Source organism: Sulfitobacter brevis (assembly GCF_900112755.1).
Classification (GTDB): domain Bacteria; phylum Pseudomonadota; class Alphaproteobacteria; order Rhodobacterales; family Rhodobacteraceae; genus Sulfitobacter; species Sulfitobacter brevis.
This window is the reverse complement of sequence record NZ_FOMW01000001.1, coordinates 229499-244611: the sequence shown is the minus strand read 5'-3', so window position 1 is coordinate 244611 and position 15113 is coordinate 229499. Positions and strand designations below refer to the sequence as shown.

The window sequence follows — 15113 nt, the reverse complement described above, 5'->3', positions numbered from 1 at the left end:
CAGAGTGGCAGAGACAATGCAATTCGATCTGGTATCACCCGAGCGTCGGTTGGCCCAAATGCAAGTTACATCGGTCCAGATACCTGGCAGCGATGGCGATCTGACAGCAATGGCTGATCATTCGCCCACCATCACCACGCTTCGGCCTGGTGTCCTGAAGGTCGAAGGACCCGAAGGCACCACCGAATTCGTGGTGACGGGCGGGTTCGCTGAAATCCGTGCTGATGGTGTATCGGTTCTGGCCGAACGCGCCGTGGCGCGGGGCGACATGACCCAAGAGCACCTGGACGAAATGATGGCCGAAGCTCAGGAAGTGCATAGCAAAGCGCGCGATAACTTCCAGAACGAGCCCGGTCCGGTTGATGATGCAGCCAAGCTGCTGGCAGATATGGTGGCCATGGGCACCCATATCGGGCTTGACCCCAAGCAGCCAAACCTCTGATACCATGCGGCAATTGTCGTGAAAGGCCCTGCACTTGCGGGGCCTTTTCGCTTTTATGCCCCGCACTTCTGCTGCATCATTACTCTTAATGACGATTTAACAGGTTGACCCGTACCCCATGAAAAGACTTCGCAATCATACCGTCGGCGTGGATCAAGGCGATGTCGTGCTGTTTTCGGATTATGAGGACGGCGGCGAAATGTGGACGGGCAGGGGCCAACGCGAGCGGCGGCGGCATATCAAATTCTCCGAACCCTTCCGGACCGATCCGAATGTGCAGATGTCACTCTCACTTTGGGATGTAGACGCTGCAACGGTTATGCGCGCGGATCTAAGTGCGGAGTCTGTCACAAAGACAGGCTTTGATATGGTGTTTCGCACGTGGGGCGATACGCGGGTCGCGCGGGTGCGGATCAGCTGGCTTGCGATTGGAGAAATGGCCGAGAGCGATGATTGGGATGTGCTGTAACGCCCTCACGACCTTAGTAGAAATAGACAACGGGCGCGAAGTCCTCTTCGCGCCCGTTGTCCGTTTCAACCATGTCGCGCCGGGTCAGCCCGGCGTGTACATGCCGTCATAAATCGGCTCCAGCGTTTCACCCTCAAACAGCGATGACACCGAGGTGCCGTTCCAGATGTTCAGGATCGCTTGTGCAAAGATTGGCGCGGTCGGCACGATGCGAATATTCGGAGCCTGCTTGATTGCGTCTGTGGGCGCGATGGTGTCGGTGATCACCAGCGACTTCATCACCGAGTTGGTGATCCGTTCGACCGCAGGGCCGGACATGACGCCGTGGGTGATGTAGGAGTGCACTTCCTTGGCACCCGCCTCCAGCAGCACTTCGGCGGCCTTACAAAGGGTGCCAGCGGTATCACAGATGTCATCCACGATCAGGCAAATCTTGTCTTCGACGTTGCCAATCACGGTCATCTCTTCGATCACCCCGGGCTTTTCGCGGCGCTTGTCGACGATCGCCAGCGGCGCATTGACGCGTTTCGCAAGCTCGCGGGCGCGGGCCACACCGCCAACGTCGGGCGAGACGATCATCAACTCGTCCATGCGACCTTTGAAATGGCTCTGGATATCCAGAGCAAACACCGGAGAGGCATAGAGGTTATCAACCGGAATATCAAAGAAGCCCTGAATCTGTGCGGCGTGCAGGTCCATCGTCAGAACCCGTTCGATGCCGGTGTTGACCAGCATATTCGCCACCAGCTTGGCAGTAATCGGGGTACGCGCTTTGGTGCGGCGATCCTGGCGGGCGTATCCGAAGTAGGGCAGCACTGCCGTAACCCGCGCCGCCGAGGACCGGCGCAGCGCGTCGGCCATGATCAGTAGTTCCATCAGATTGTCATTGGCCGGATTCGATGTCGGCTGGATGATGAACATATCCTCGCCGCGCACATTTTCGAAGACTTCGACAAATATTTCCCCGTCGTTGAACCGCTCGACCCGCGTGTCGACCAGTTCGACATTGATGCCGCGATGCAGCGACATGCGCCGCGCAATGCCCTTGGCCAAGGGCAAATTCGCGTTGCCGGAAATCAGTTTTGGTTCGGAAGTGCGTGGCATGGGGGCTCCAGAGCAGCTGGGATATGACAGATTCGTGACGTTGACACCGCTTAACATGGCCGTACGGTGCCGCAAAGCTATGGAGAGCCTGATGACCCAGATCGATTACTATTTCGCAACTTTGTCCCCGTATTGCTATCTCGCAGGTGAGCGGCTGGAGGCGGTAGCCGAAAAACATGGCGCTACGATCAATTATAAACCTTTCGATCTTATCACCGCTTTCGGGCGCACGGGCGGCACCCCGCCAAAAGATCGCCACATCAGTCGCATCGAATACCGCGCACAGGCGCTGGTGCGCGAAGCTAAAAAGCTGGACATGCCGTTCAATCTCAAGCCCGCCCACTGGCCGACCAATGGCGCACCTGCAGCCTATGCCTTTATCGCTGCGCAGAATGCGGGCGGCGGTGATCTGGGCAAGCTCGCCCAAGTGATCACCCGCAAGGTTTGGGTTGAAGAAGCCGATATTGCTCAAGACGATGTGGTTCGCGCCTGTCTGACCGAAGCGGGCTTTGACCCGAGCCTTGCGGACAGCGGTATGCTGGTCGGGGCCGAGACCTATGCCCGCAATCTTGAGCAGGCGATCGAGGCCGGTGTCTTTGGTGCGCCTTTCTACATTATCGGGGATCAGAAGTTTTGGGGCCAAGACAAGATCGAGGATGTCGATCTGTATCTGGCGGGCAAGCTGTGAGGCCACAACAGGGCTTCACGCCCCATATCTCGACCATGGGGCAGGGACCGCGTCGCGCTATGGCGCTGCACTGCAACCTTGCCCATGGCGGCGCATGGGGCGGTGTGGCGCGCGCACTGGACGATCAGCTTACCCTGATCGCACCCGACATGCCCAGCAATGGTAGAAGCCCTGATTGGGACGAAGTCAGCGACTTTAGCGACACTGTGTATTGTACAGCGCTAGAGACGATGGACGACGCACCGATGGACGTGATGGGCCATTCCTTCGGCGCTGCGGTGGCCGTGCGGCTGGCGGTAGAACATCCCGACAGGGTACGCAGCCTGACGCTGTTCGAGCCGGTGTTGTTTTCGATCGCACAAGCCGATGCGCCAGAAAGCATGGTGGAACATGAGGCCCAGGCCGCTGATTTCTACGACGCTTATGAAAGCGGTGATCGTGAGGAAGCGGCGCGGCGGTTCAACAGGATGTGGTCGGATGGCCCTGCATGGGCCAACCTGCCCGAACGCTCCCGCGCTGCGATGATCCGCGCGATACCCGTCGTGCCCGCGACGCAGGATTTTCTATTCCGCGATAGCGCAGGTTTGCTGGCCGAGGGGGTGTTGGAAGGCTGTGCGATACCGGCGCTCGTGATGCGCGGCGAGGATACGCTCTCAGTTGTGAAAGAAACCAACAAAGGGCTCGCCCGCCGCTTGCCAAATGCGGCTGAGGTCGTGATCGAAGGTGCGGGGCACATGGGGCCGATCACTCACCCGCAAGAGGTTGCAGAAGCCATCGCCGGATTGCTGGCGCGCAGCTGACGGGCGCGGCGGTGTTATCCACCGTCCCCGCCAAAGTGAAAAAGCTTAGAAGTGCGACAGGAAGGCGTCGATGCCTTCACGGGACGCTGACCAGTCACAAACCAGGCGCGCGGCGACCAACTCGTTCTCGTCGCCATCCAGCGGACCATTCCAAAGGTAATATTTCGCACCAGCCTCATGCATCTTGCGGTGCACGGCGCGGGGCCAGCGGGCAAAGATCATATTGGCCTGCGGTTCGTGCAGAAATTCGGCGCCGGCCTTGCGCAACCCCTCGGCCAGATAGGCTGCGTTGGCATTGGCCTGCTCGGCCGAGGTGATCCACAGATCGTCCTGCATATATCCGGCCATCTGTGCCGACAAAAAGCGATGCTTGGAGAAAAGATGTGCCCCGCGTTTGCGGCGCAGCTCAAATTCCCAAGCCTTGGCGGGATCGAAAAACACCACGGCTTCAACGCCCATGCAGCCGTTCTTGGTGCCGCCAAAGCTAACCACATCGACGCCGGATTTCCACGTCATCTCCGCTGCGGTACAGCCAAGCGCCACCATCGCATTGGCAAAACGCGCACCATCAAGATGCACGGGCAGGTCAAACTCCTTGGCCACGGCGGTCAGGGCGTGCAATTCTTCGAGCGAATGCACCGATCCGCGCTCGGTCACCTGGGTGATCGACACGGGCCCGCGTTGGGCGCCATGCACGTTCCCCGGCGTTTGCTTTTCAATTGCGGCACGCAGGGCGGCGGGGGTCATCTTGTCGTCAGTGTCGATGACCGTCAGCTTGGCAGCACCACTATAAAACTCCGGCGCATTGCATTCGTCTTCGTTGATGTGGGCGGGCTTGGCGCAGAAAATCGTCTGCCACGGCTGGGTATAGCAGGCCAGCGCCAGCACATTGGCTGCCGTGCCGGTCGCCACCAGATAGACTGCCGCCTCCGGCGCCTCGAAAGCGGTACGGATGCTGTCGCGGACCTCGTCCATGATCGGATCTTTGCCGTAGGGCATTGCGTAATCGGCATTGGCCGCGCTCAGGCGATCCATGATTTGCGGATGCACGGGGCCTGCATTGTCAGAGGCAAAAAACATCAGGTGGGCTCCTCGATGATGTGGTCTTCCCATTCCTCGAACGGGGTGTCAAATTCTGAAACGGTGTCAAATTGCACAGAGATATTAGCGTCATGCACCGACTGCTGCGTGCCGCTGATCAGCGGGTGCCAGTCGTAAAGCGGCTTGCCCTGCCACAGCAGGCGGTAAGCACAGGTCTGCGGCATCCAATAGGCGTGCGTGTCCAGATTGTCGGGGCGCAGGACGATGCAGTCGGGGACGAACTGGTGGCGGTTTTCGTAATGCACGCAGCGGCAGGTGGCATCGTCGAGCAAACGACAAGCCACGCGGGTTAGAGCAACCTCGCCGCTGTCCTCATCTTCCAGCTTGTTCAGGCAACACTTGCCACACCCGTCACAGAGCGCCTCCCATTCGGGCGTAGTCATCTCTTTGAGCGGGACTTTCTCCCAGAACTTCGGGCGCAGATCGCTCATGATGCGGCCAGTATCTGCCGCGCGCGGGCGCAGTCGGCATCCATCTGGGTTATGAGCGCGTCAAGACTGTCAAACTTTTCTTCGCCCCGCAAATAGGCGACGAGGCCGACCGAAAGAGGCGTGCCGTAGAGGTCACCTTGAAAATCAAAAATAAACGTCTCGAGATTGGCGCGATTTTCGCCAAACATCGGGCGCACCCCAAGGCTCGCGGCTCCTTGGTAGCTGCCTTTATGCGGCCCTTCGAGCACGTCGATCAACACAGCGTAAACCCCGTGTTTCGGAGGATGCAGCCCGTCAATCGACATATTCGCAGTCGGATAGCCCAATTCGCGCCCGCGCTGTTCGCCGGTGATCACCGGACCTTCGATGCGGTGCCAGTGGCCCAACATATCGGCCGCGATCTTGGGCTCGCCCGCCGTCAGGGCCTCGCGGATCGCGGTAGAGGAAACGGTTTTATCATCGGTGGCCATCAGCGGCGCGATGGTGACGCCAAAGCCGTATTCCGCGCCGAATGCCACCAGATCTCGGGCATTGCCCGCGCGGCCTTTGCCAAAGCAGAAATCAGCGCCGACCACCACATGCGACAGGCCCAGTCCAAGGTGCAGTACGTCGCGGGCAAATTCTTGCGGTGTCAGGCTGGCGAGGGCGGCGTTAAAGCTTAACTCATACAGCCGCTCGACGCCGAGCTTCTCCAAACGGTGCGCACGGGCGTCGCGGCCCATCAGACGAAACGGCGGAGCGTCGGGGGCGAAAAATTCGCGCGGATGCGGCTCGAAGGTGACAACGCCCAGCGGCGCATCAGGGGCTGCCTGCCGCGCAAGCTCGATCACCGAGCGGTGGCCCTTGTGCACGCCGTCAAAATTGCCAATCGCGGCGCTGGCACCGCGATCCGCTTCATTCACATCTTGATAATCTTGAATGATCCGCATGCGCCTTGCCTAGCCGTGCCACGCGGCGGTGGCAAGCGGGGTCAGCCGCATCGCGGCAATTCAAAGGAGTGTGGCGCGGTTCAGTCGAACTTGCGGGACGGGGCAAGCACTGTGGCTTCGCCAACCAGCACCTTTTTGCCGTCCACTGCACAGTGGCAATCCATCTTCACGCGGCGTTTCGAAAACTCGATATCCGTCACCTTTACCTCGGCATAGACCATATCGCCGGGGCGCACGGGGGCGAGAAATTTGAGCGATTGGCCAAGATAGACGGTGCCATGGCCGGGAAGCTGCTCGCCGATCACGGCCGAGATCAAGCCAGCGGTCAGCATGCCATGGGCGATGCGCCCTTCAAAAATGGTGTCGCGCGCATAATCATCATCCAGATGCACCGGATTGCGGTCAGTCGAGATCTGCGCAAACATTTCGATATCTTCATCGGTCACAACTTTACGCAAATAGCGGGTCATACCGATTTCGATGTCTTCAATACAGATTGTACCGCGGGGCAGATTGTCCAACATGTGTCACCTTCAAGCAATAAAGTGGCGATTTTGGATCGCGCTTGGAAACTTTATTACTTTGCAGGTGCAGAAAAATCAAGGAAAAATATGCTCAACGAAGGTGTCCTATCGCATAGGTTGGCATCATCTCTTCGCGATCCAGATAGGCGCTAAGGGCTTCGGCGTCAGGCTGGGTGACAGTCTTGGTTTCTGCTGCGGCGAGCCCGCCCGAAATGAACAGGGAATCAATGCCTGCACCAATCGCGCCGGAAATATCCGTGTGAATGCCATCGCCGATCGCCAATATCCGCATCGTCGGCGCGTCTTTTGAGACCTTTGCGAGCCGCCGCCGCGCTAGATCGTAAATTGGCGCATGGGGCTTGCCGAAATAGAGGCTGGTGCCGCCCATTTCGGTGTAAAGCTTTGCCAGCGCACCAGCACACCATTCACGTACGTCACCACGGTCCACCACGATATCGGGGTTGGCGCAGAGCAGTTTCAGCCCGCGTGCCTGTGCTTCTTCGAATTGTGGGCGCATGATTTCAGGGTCGGCCATCGGGTCGGCCGGGCCGGTACAGACAATGCCTTCGGCGGCCTGAAGCGGCACGCGAGTCATTTCAACAGGGTTGTCGATAATCGCGAGCGGCTCGAAAAACTTCTCTTCGCCGGGTTGGCCGATGTGCCAGACGCGGGTGCCGACGACACCGTTGAACATTGCCGAACGGGCCGAATCTCCCGATGTCGCGATACTGTCCCATGCGTCATCCGGCACGCCGAAATGGTCGAGCTGTTTTTCAACGCCAGCGCGGGGGCGCGGCGAGTTTGTGACCAAGACCACAACGCCTCCCTTTGCGCGATACTCCTGAAGCGCCGCGACTGCGGCGGGCAGGGCAGTGACGCCGTTATGAACGCAGCCCCAGAGATCGACAAAAAGGGCGTCATAATCGGCAGAGATCTCGGACAGGGCGGTGATGATGCGGCTCATGGAGGGGCTCCGGTAGTTGGGTTGGCTTTGGCATATGCGATCAGGGCTGCGGATGGAACCTGCGGCATGTGCATGGCTTTTCAAGGTGCGCAAAAAACTAAGGCCCCCGCGTTGCGGAGGCCTTAGTGCAAATTTCAGAGTGCCGCGAATGGGCCGCAGATCACATTTTAAGGTTAGGGATGATCTGCTTTTTGCGGCTCATGATGCCCGGCAGGACAACAGTATCGCCCTCGGCGGTCGCGCCAAAGCTTTGCAGCGCGAGGTGCTTAACCATGTCATTTGGCACCAAAAGCGTAGCTTCTTCGTTCAAAATATCGACGACAAACAACAAAACCTGCGCAGCGCCATCTTCTTCGGCCACAGCGGGCATGGCGGCGATCAACGCATCCTTGCGCGACAGGATCTGGTCGGGCGAGGTGGTCTCAAGGACCGAGACGCGCAGTTGCGTGCCGTTAAGATCGAACTCCTTGCTGTCCATGCGCAGCAATTCCGCTTCGGAGAAGGCGGAGACATCGGATTTGGCGGCGAACATATCCCCGGCCAATGCGCTGATATCGACACCCAGATCATCAGCCAGCGCCTGCGCGACGTTGCGGTCTTCGTCGGTGGTGGTCGGGCTGCGGAATTCCAGCGTGTCGGAGAGGATGCACGACAGCGCCGCGCCCTTGATGCCGCGCGGTGCGTTCGCCCAGTCGTCGCCGATCATTTTGACCATGATGGTCGCGGTGCAGGCCAGCGGTTGAATGTTGATCTCGATCGGCCCGCGTGTTTCCAAGCCTGCGACAAGCCGGTGGTGGTCGATGATGCCGGTGATGTCGGCCTCATTGATATTGTCGGGCAATTCGGCTGGGTTGTTGGTGTCGACGATGACCACCTTGGTATCGGCCTCGAGGGTGGTCAGGATCTCGGGTTTATCGAGGTTCCAGTGGTCGATCACGAAAAGCGCTTCAGTATTCGGCTCGCCCAGCAACACGGGTTTAGCAGGCGTGTTCTTGACCTCGTTCAGGTACCACGCCCAGATGATCGGGCTGCCGGTGCTGTCGGTGTCAGGGGATTTGTGGCCAAATACGAGCGTTGTCATAATAAATGTCCTTCGGATCGGATGATTAGGGTTTGCGGCCTTATAGGCGGGGTCGCGGGGCTTGTCACCACTTGTAATGCTGCACTGCGGCATAAAGCGCCGGGGCGCGGGTGGGGCCTTCTCTTCGATGCGGGATTACTGATAGCTTGCCACAGATGAATCAGCCCCGCGAAACCGATCTATATCTGCCCATCAAGATGTCCCTTGAGGATCAGGGATACGTCGTGAAGGCCGAGGTCGGAGCGGCTGATGTGGTGGCGGTGCGCGGTGCCGAACCGCCAGTTGTGGTCGAGTTGAAGCTGGGCTTTTCGCTGACCTTGTTTCACCAGTGCGTTGCCCGTCTGGCCGTCAGCGATGATATTTATATGGCTGTCGCACGGCAACCGGGGAAGAGGTTTGCCAAGGCGTTGAAGGGCAATGTGGCACTGGCGCGGCGTCTGGGCTTGGGGGTGATTACCGTCCGGCTCAGCGATGGGCTGGTTGAGGTGCATTGCGATCCGGGGCCATACGCGCCGCGCAAGTCGGCCAAACGCCAACAACGCCTGCTGCGCGAATTTGCGCGGCGACAGGGCGATCCGAATGATGGCGGACAGACGCGGGCAGGGCTCGTCACGGCCTATCGTCAGGATGCGCTGAAATGTGCGGTGTTCTTGTTCGAGGTTGGTGCGAGCAAGGGTGCTGATGTCGCGCGCGAAGCGGGGGTGACGGCCGCCACACGGATGATGCGGGAGAATCATTATGGGTGGTTCGAGAAGGTTGAGACCGGCGTTTACGGGCTGACAACGGCGGGGGCCGAGGCGGTGGCGACCAGCGGGCGGGTACTGGGCGGGTAGTGGTAAGCTAGTGCCCAGAACCCAGACGCGCGATATTATCAGGCACAATGACACGGGTTGCTGGGGTTGTAGTGACACGGTTGCTGGGGTTGGAGTATGTCACGAGGGGCGCTGCTGCGCGGCGTTTGGCCCAGCGTAAAATTTGCCAAACTCCCCCGTTGACACATTGGTGCAGCCTGCCTACCTATGCGTCGTTAGCACTCGAGTAGCTTGAGTGCTAACGGCCACGCCTCTCAACCGGAGGGGCTGGCTGAGAGAATAACTTTGAGCCTTAAGGAGCTGCAAAGATGGCATTGAAACCACTTCACGACCGCGTGTTGGTTCGTCGCACAGAAAGCGAAGAAAAGACCAAGGGTGGTCTGATCATCCCCGATTCCGCCAAAGAAAAGCCCTCCGAGGGTGAAGTTGTTGCTTGTGGCGAAGGCGCCCGCAAGGACAGTGGCGAGCTGATCGAAATGGCTGTTAAAGCCGGTGACAAAATCCTGTTCGGCAAATGGTCCGGCACCGAGGTCACACTCGACGGCGAAGAACTGCTGATGATGAAAGAAAGCGACATCATGGGGATCATTTCCTGAACGCAGGAAATGCCGGGCTCTGCCCGACCCAAGAGACGCTGACATCAAATTAATATTGGAGAATACACATGGCTGCTAAGGACGTCAAATTTGACACCGATGCCCGCAACAAAATGCTTAAGGGTGTAAACATCCTTGCAAACGCGGTTAAAGTCACGCTGGGCCCAAAAGGCCGTAACGTGGTTCTGGACAAATCTTTCGGCGCACCGCGCATCACCAAGGACGGCGTGTCCGTGGCGAAAGAAATCGAACTGGAAGACAAGTTCGAAAACATGGGCGCACAGATGGTCAAGGAAGTTGCTTCCCGGACCAACGACGAAGCCGGTGACGGTACAACAACTGCAACGGTTCTGGCTCAGGCCATCGTTCAGGAAGGCATGAAATCGGTTGCCGCTGGCATGAACCCGATGGATTTGAAGCGCGGTATCGATCTGGCCACAGCCACAGTCGTTGCAGCGATCAAAGCTGCTGCTCGTGACGTATCCGACAGCGACGAAGTTGCACAGGTCGGCACGATTTCCGCCAACGGCGAAAAAGAAATCGGTCGTCAGATTGCTGATGCGATGCAAAAAGTCGGGAACGAAGGCGTGATCACCGTTGAAGAGAACAAGGGTCTGGAAACAGAAACTGTTGTCGTCGAAGGCATGCAGTTCGACCGTGGCTACCTGAGCCCCTACTTCGTCACCAACTCCGACAAGATGACTGTCGAGCTGGAAGACGTCATCATCCTGCTGCACGAAAAGAAACTTTCGTCGCTGCAGCCAATGGTGCCACTGCTCGAGCAGGTGATCCAGTCGCAGAAGCCACTTTTGATCATTGCCGAAGATGTTGAAGGCGAAGCGCTTGCGACACTGGTTGTGAACAAACTGCGTGGCGGTCTGAAGATTGCTGCTGTTAAAGCACCTGGTTTTGGCGATCGTCGCAAGGCAATGCTGCAAGACCTCGCGATCCTCACAGGCGGTCAGGTGATCTCCGAAGATCTGGGCATGAAGCTTGAGTCCGTGACAATGGACATGCTCGGTTCGGCCAAGAAAGTTACCATCACCAAAGACGAGACAACCGTCATTGATGGTGCCGGCGAGAAAGCCGAGATCGAAGCACGCGTTGCCCAGATCCGTAACCAGATCGAAGAAACCACTTCTGACTACGACCGTGAAAAGCTGCAGGAACGTGTTGCCAAGCTGGCAGGCGGTGTTGCTGTTATCCGCGTCGGCGGCATGACCGAAGTTGAAGTGAAAGAGCGCAAAGACCGCGTTGACGATGCACTGAACGCGACACGTGCCGCTGTTCAGGAAGGTATCGTCGTTGGCGGTGGTGTTGCTCTGGTTCAGGCAGGCAAGAAGCTTGAAGGCCTCAAAGGCGACAACAACGATCAGAACGTCGGTATTGCCATCGTGCGCAAAGCACTGGAAGCACCGCTGCGTCAGATCGCTGAAAACGCTGGCGTGGACGGTTCGGTTGTTGCCGGCAAGATCCGCGAAAGCGACGACCTGAAGTTCGGCTTTAACGCCCAGACCGAAGAATATGGCGACATGTTCAAGTTCGGCGTAATCGATCCGGCTAAAGTTGTGCGCACCGCACTGCAAGACGCTGCATCCATCGCAGGCCTGCTGATCACAACCGAAGCTATGGTTGCTGACAAACCGTCGAAAGACGGCGGCGGCGGCGGCGGTATGCCCGACATGGGCGGCATGGGCGGCATGATGTAAGAGGCCTTTCGCCTCCTACACATCCTGTCTTACCGACAGAGCAAGGGGCCCCGTTGTGGGCCCCTTGTTTCGTTTGAACGCAGCCAAATTACTTGTGCACTTTGGCGTTGCGGCTTGGCAGGGGCGGGCCAGCGCAGTATTGCGGATTTATGCGTCTCGCACTTTTAACATTCCTCACCATGACGGCCTTTGCGGCCAACTCCATCCTCACGCGCTTGGCGATTGAAGGCGGGCACATCGACCCGTCGGGTTTTGCGCTGGTGCGGGTGTTGTCGGGGGCTGTGGTGCTGGCGATGCTCATCTCGGTGCGCGGCGGCGGGCTGCCCCTGCTCAGGCGCAATCGACTGGGTGGGGCGTTCAGCCTTGCAGTTTATATGATCGGATTTTCGCTGGCCTATCTCACGCTGGATGCGGGGTTGGGTGCGCTGATCCTGTTCGGGGTCGTGCAGATCACGATGTTCGTTCATGGCGCAATGCGCGGCGCCGCGCCGCGCCGCCAGCAGGTCACCGGCGCGGTGATCGCCTTTGCGGGGCTTTTGGTGGCGCTTTGGCCCGGACCTGAGGGCAGCGCCGATCCGGTTGGCGCGGCGCTGATGATTGCCGCAGGGCTGGGCTGGGCCGCCTATACAATCATCGGGCGCGGCTCAGTCGATCCGCTTGCCGCCACCGCCGCAAATTTTCTTTTGTGTCTGCCGATATTGCTAATTCTGTTGGTCGGGCCGGCACTGGAGTTTTCGGTCACGGGAATTGCGCTCGCGCTGCTTTGTGGCGGGCTGACCTCGGGGTTGGGCTATGCGCTGTGGTATAGCATCCTGCCGAAGATGAGTGGCCCGACAGCGGCAGTCGTCCAGCTTGGCGTACCAGTTATTGCGATTGTCGCGGGGGCGGTATTACTGGGCGAGGATATCGGCCTGTCGGTATTAGTCGCCGCCTCGTTGGTTGTCGGCGGCATCGGCTGGGCGGTCAGCGCAAGATCAACTCCAGCGGGTCATAGCTGACACTACCTTGCGGCCCAAAAGCCACCGCGCGCAAGCTGTCGGGCTTGTGCCATGTATGCGCCAGCTCTGTCTCGGTCAGCCAGTGCCGCTCGGTCACGATATTCTCGGTATCTTGCCAGTTTGGATCTACCTCGGCGCTGCCCTCTAAGTGGCAGCGGAAATAGACATCGACCTGATGAAATCCGCGCTCGGGATCGTGAAATTCGTTCACCAGACAGGGCGCACCGACCGCGATCTCTAGGCCGGTTTCTTCATGCACTTCACGACGCAGGTTGTCGGGCAGGGATGCCCCAAGCTCCACCCCGCCACCGGGCGCGCAGATCAACGAGGATTGGCCATCAGGATAGGCATTGACCATTAACAAACGCCCCTCGTGGATCAGCACCGCACGCACGGCCAGTCGGGGCGAATTTATGCGCATCATCTATCCTTTCGTAGGGTCATTGCAGATGCAGCATTTCACAGACCGCCAAATCAGTCTATCTGCTAGGCCATGTGGAAATCCGCGATGCTCCTTGCTGTACTGCTGGTATCCGCCCTCGTCGCGCAGGCGCAGGGCGTCAAGAAAGATACGGGTCCGGCTGCGCGCACGGCCAGCCAGCGCTGTGTGGTGCTGCTGCACGGGCTTGCCCGCACCGAAACCTCCTTTGCGCTGATGGAAGCGGCACTCGCCGCCGATGGCTACCGCGTGGTGCGGCCCGGCTATGCCTCCACCGAGGCCGAAGTGCAGGTGCTGGCCTCACGTACGGTGCCCGATGCGGTGGCGCAATGCGGTACGCCAAAGGTTGATTTTGTGACCCACTCGATGGGCGGCATTCTGGTGCGCCAATGGGTTGTTGAAAACGGCGCGGCGCAGGTCGGGCGCGTGGTGATGCTGAGCCCGCCAAACCACGGCAGCGAAGTAGTGGACGAACTAAGCTCGATGCCTGCATTTGACTGGCTGAACGGCCCTGCCGGGTTGCAGATGGGCACGGGGGCCGCTTCGGTGCCTCGGCGATTGCCGCCGGTGAGCTTCAGTCTCGGGGTAATCGCAGGGTCGCAATCGCTTAACCCGTATTTCTCGTCGCTGCTACCGGGGGCGGACGATGGCAAGGTTTCCGTCGCCTCGACCCGCGTAGAAGGAATGGCCGACCATATCGTGCTGCCGGTGACCCATACATTCATGATGAACAATCCGCGCGTCATTGCGGAAACGATGTCGTTTTTGAACACGGGCCGGTTTGACCGGTCGATGACATGGCTGGACGGGGTGCTGGAAAGCCTCGGATGTCCGGTTGGCAGCTGCGGTCCGGCCAAGGAGTAAACCGATGCCCGATTTTGATTTGGCGGGGGCCGATGTCCTGCGCCCTGAAGGTCTGCGACGCGAACGGCTTTCCTTTGCCCAAGGCGAGATTGTCGAAGATCCGGTGGGCCGCGCGGTGGACCTGAGCGGTTTTCTGGTGCTGCCGGGGATCGTTGATTTGCACGGTGACGGGTTCGAACGGCATCTGGCACCGCGTCGCGGGGCAATGAAGCAGGCAAATGAGGGATTGGTCGCGGTCGACGGCGAACTGGGCGCCAACGGGATCACCACGGCGCTGCTTGCGCAATTTGTCAGTTGGGAGGGGGGACTGCGCGGGTTCGAGTTTGCCGAGACCGTATTTGACGCGATCCGCGATACCGCGCCGCGTCTGGTCAGCGACATCCGCCCGCATTTGCGGTTCGAGACCCATCTGCTCGATCATTATGCCGATCTTCCCGAACGGCTGGCGAATTGGGGCATCAGCTATGTCGTGTTCAATGACCATCTGCCTTACGCGCGGCTCGCGGCGGGCGAAGCGCCAAAAAATCTGATAGGCCAAGCGTTGAAAGCGGGGCGCAGCCCTGAGGCGCATCTGACCCTGATGAACCAGCTCTATGCCGCACGAGGCGAGGTGCCCGATGCGCTGGACTGGCTCTGTGCGCGGCTGGCCAAGGCAGGCGTGCGGATGGGCAGCCACGACGATCACACTGCCGAGCGGCGCCTGCAGTGGCGCGCGCGGGGCGTTGATATTGCCGAATTTCCCGAGACTTTGGAGGCAGGCGAGGCCGCCCATGATGCGGGTGATACGGTGGTAATGGGGTCTCCCAATGTGGTGCGCGGGGGCTCGCACAAAAGCAACGTCTCGGCGCTGGATCTGATTTCGATGGGGATGTGTGATGCGCTGGCCTCGGACTATCACTATCCGTCGCCGCGCCGTGCCGCTTTGATGCTGGCCGAAACCGGGGTCGCCGATCTTGCTGGCGCGTGGCGGCTGGTGTCCGAAGGTCCGGCCAAAGTGCTGGGGCTGACCGACCGTGGTATATTACGCACCGGCAAGCGCGCCGATCTGGTGGTGCTGGACGCGCAAAGCAAACGGGTCGCGGCCACCTTTGTGGCGGGCCGCGTCTCGTTTATGAACGGTGAGGTTGCCGAGCGGTTTTTCGGCTAGAACGCGACGACCGGA

At 59.4% G+C, this 15113-nt stretch carries 18 protein-coding genes; 10 read left to right on the top strand and 8 right to left on the bottom strand.

Annotated elements, in window-relative coordinates; all coding sequences use genetic code 11:
* The first annotated feature begins 4 nt into the window (after positions 1 to 4).
* Together BM174_RS01240 and BM174_RS01235 are read left to right on the top strand one after the other, a co-directional pair.
* Positions 5 to 442, top strand: a complete 438-nt coding sequence (locus tag BM174_RS01240) for a F0F1 ATP synthase subunit epsilon (protein WP_093922002.1) — start codon at positions 5 to 7, stop codon at positions 440 to 442.
* A gap of 118 nt (positions 443 to 560) precedes the next feature.
* Positions 561 to 911 (top strand): H-type lectin domain-containing protein, encoded by a 351-nt coding sequence (locus BM174_RS01235; protein WP_093922001.1) that lies wholly within the window; start codon positions 561 to 563, stop codon positions 909 to 911.
* 84 nt (positions 912 to 995) lie between these two features.
* On the opposite strand, the gene BM174_RS01230 is transcribed toward BM174_RS01235, so the two are convergent.
* Positions 996 to 2015 carry a ribose-phosphate pyrophosphokinase gene (locus BM174_RS01230; RefSeq protein WP_093922000.1) on the bottom strand — a complete coding sequence of 340 codons (1020 nt, stop codon included), beginning with the start codon at positions 2013 to 2015 and terminating at the stop codon, positions 996 to 998.
* Between the two features lie 91 nt (positions 2016 to 2106).
* Here BM174_RS01230 and BM174_RS01225 point away from each other — a divergent pair, with 91 nt between their 5' ends.
* Both BM174_RS01225 and BM174_RS01220 read left to right on the top strand, forming a co-directional pair.
* Entirely contained in the window at positions 2107 to 2703 is a 597-nt protein-coding gene (locus BM174_RS01225; protein ID WP_093921999.1) for a 2-hydroxychromene-2-carboxylate isomerase, read from the top strand.
* On the top strand, positions 2700 to 3503 hold the full coding sequence (locus BM174_RS01220; protein ID WP_245766228.1) for an alpha/beta fold hydrolase: 804 nt from the start codon (positions 2700 to 2702) through the stop codon (positions 3501 to 3503). The genes BM174_RS01225 and BM174_RS01220 overlap by 4 nt, the downstream gene beginning before the upstream one ends.
* 45 nt (positions 3504 to 3548) lie before the next feature.
* Here the strand turns inward: BM174_RS01220 and BM174_RS01215 are convergent, their stop codons facing one another.
* From BM174_RS01215 to BM174_RS01190, 6 genes are all read right to left on the bottom strand, one after another.
* Positions 3549 to 4583 (bottom strand): threonine aldolase family protein, encoded by a 1035-nt coding sequence (locus BM174_RS01215; RefSeq protein WP_093921997.1) that lies wholly within the window; start codon positions 4581 to 4583, stop codon positions 3549 to 3551.
* Positions 4583 to 5035, bottom strand: a complete 453-nt coding sequence (locus BM174_RS01210; RefSeq protein WP_093921996.1) for a YcgN family cysteine cluster protein — start codon at positions 5033 to 5035, stop codon at positions 4583 to 4585. Before BM174_RS01210 ends, BM174_RS01215 begins: the two co-directional genes overlap by 1 nt.
* Positions 5032 to 5964 (bottom strand): bifunctional riboflavin kinase/FAD synthetase, encoded by a 933-nt coding sequence (locus tag BM174_RS01205; protein WP_093921995.1) that lies wholly within the window; start codon positions 5962 to 5964, stop codon positions 5032 to 5034. Before BM174_RS01205 ends, BM174_RS01210 begins: the two co-directional genes overlap by 4 nt.
* 80 nt (positions 5965 to 6044) lie before the next feature.
* Complete coding sequence (locus tag BM174_RS01200) at positions 6045 to 6488, bottom strand: MaoC family dehydratase (RefSeq protein WP_093921994.1); 444 nt, start codon at positions 6486 to 6488, stop codon at positions 6045 to 6047.
* Positions 6489 to 6579: 91 nt separating this feature from the next.
* Positions 6580 to 7452: a TIGR01459 family HAD-type hydrolase gene (locus tag BM174_RS01195; RefSeq protein ID WP_093921993.1), complete on the bottom strand. Its 873-nt coding sequence runs from the start codon at positions 7450 to 7452 to the stop codon at positions 6580 to 6582.
* 160 nt (positions 7453 to 7612) lie between these two features.
* A complete protein-coding gene (locus BM174_RS01190; RefSeq protein ID WP_093921992.1) occupies positions 7613 to 8533 on the bottom strand; it encodes a manganese-dependent inorganic pyrophosphatase in 921 nt (306 codons plus the stop codon).
* 155 nt (positions 8534 to 8688) lie between these two features.
* On the opposite strand from BM174_RS01190, the gene BM174_RS01185 reads away from it, so the two are divergent.
* The 4 genes from BM174_RS01185 to BM174_RS01170 all read left to right on the top strand — a co-directional run bounded on the left by BM174_RS01185 (position 8689) and on the right by BM174_RS01170 (position 12648).
* The gene (locus BM174_RS01185) at positions 8689 to 9366 is read left to right on the top strand and encodes a DUF2161 domain-containing phosphodiesterase (protein WP_093921991.1); all 678 of its coding nucleotides are present in this window, start codon (positions 8689 to 8691) and stop codon (positions 9364 to 9366) included.
* A gap of 287 nt (positions 9367 to 9653) precedes the next feature.
* Entirely contained in the window at positions 9654 to 9941 is a 288-nt protein-coding gene (groES, locus tag BM174_RS01180; protein ID WP_093921990.1) for a co-chaperone GroES, read from the top strand.
* Positions 9942 to 10009: 68 nt separating this feature from the next.
* Positions 10010 to 11650 (top strand): chaperonin GroEL, encoded by a 1641-nt coding sequence (groL, locus tag BM174_RS01175; RefSeq protein WP_093921989.1) that lies wholly within the window; start codon positions 10010 to 10012, stop codon positions 11648 to 11650.
* 149 nt (positions 11651 to 11799) lie between these two features.
* Complete coding sequence (locus BM174_RS01170) at positions 11800 to 12648, top strand: DMT family transporter (RefSeq protein ID WP_093921988.1); 849 nt, start codon at positions 11800 to 11802, stop codon at positions 12646 to 12648.
* Here BM174_RS01170 and BM174_RS01165 read toward each other — a convergent pair.
* Entirely contained in the window at positions 12614 to 13069 is a 456-nt protein-coding gene (locus BM174_RS01165; RefSeq protein ID WP_093921987.1) for an NUDIX domain-containing protein, read from the bottom strand. The two genes, BM174_RS01170 and BM174_RS01165, sit on opposite strands and share 35 nt — an antisense overlap.
* Positions 13070 to 13156: 87 nt before the next feature.
* Between BM174_RS01165 and BM174_RS01160 the strand changes: the two genes are divergently transcribed.
* Both BM174_RS01160 and BM174_RS01155 read left to right on the top strand, forming a co-directional pair.
* Positions 13157 to 13951, top strand: coding sequence for an alpha/beta hydrolase (locus BM174_RS01160; protein ID WP_245766227.1), 795 nt, complete (start codon positions 13157 to 13159; stop codon positions 13949 to 13951).
* Positions 13952 to 13955: 4 nt separating this feature from the next.
* Positions 13956 to 15098 carry an alpha-D-ribose 1-methylphosphonate 5-triphosphate diphosphatase gene (locus tag BM174_RS01155; protein WP_093921985.1) on the top strand — a complete coding sequence of 381 codons (1143 nt, stop codon included), beginning with the start codon at positions 13956 to 13958 and terminating at the stop codon, positions 15096 to 15098.
* Positions 15099 to 15113: the final 15 nt, after the last annotated feature.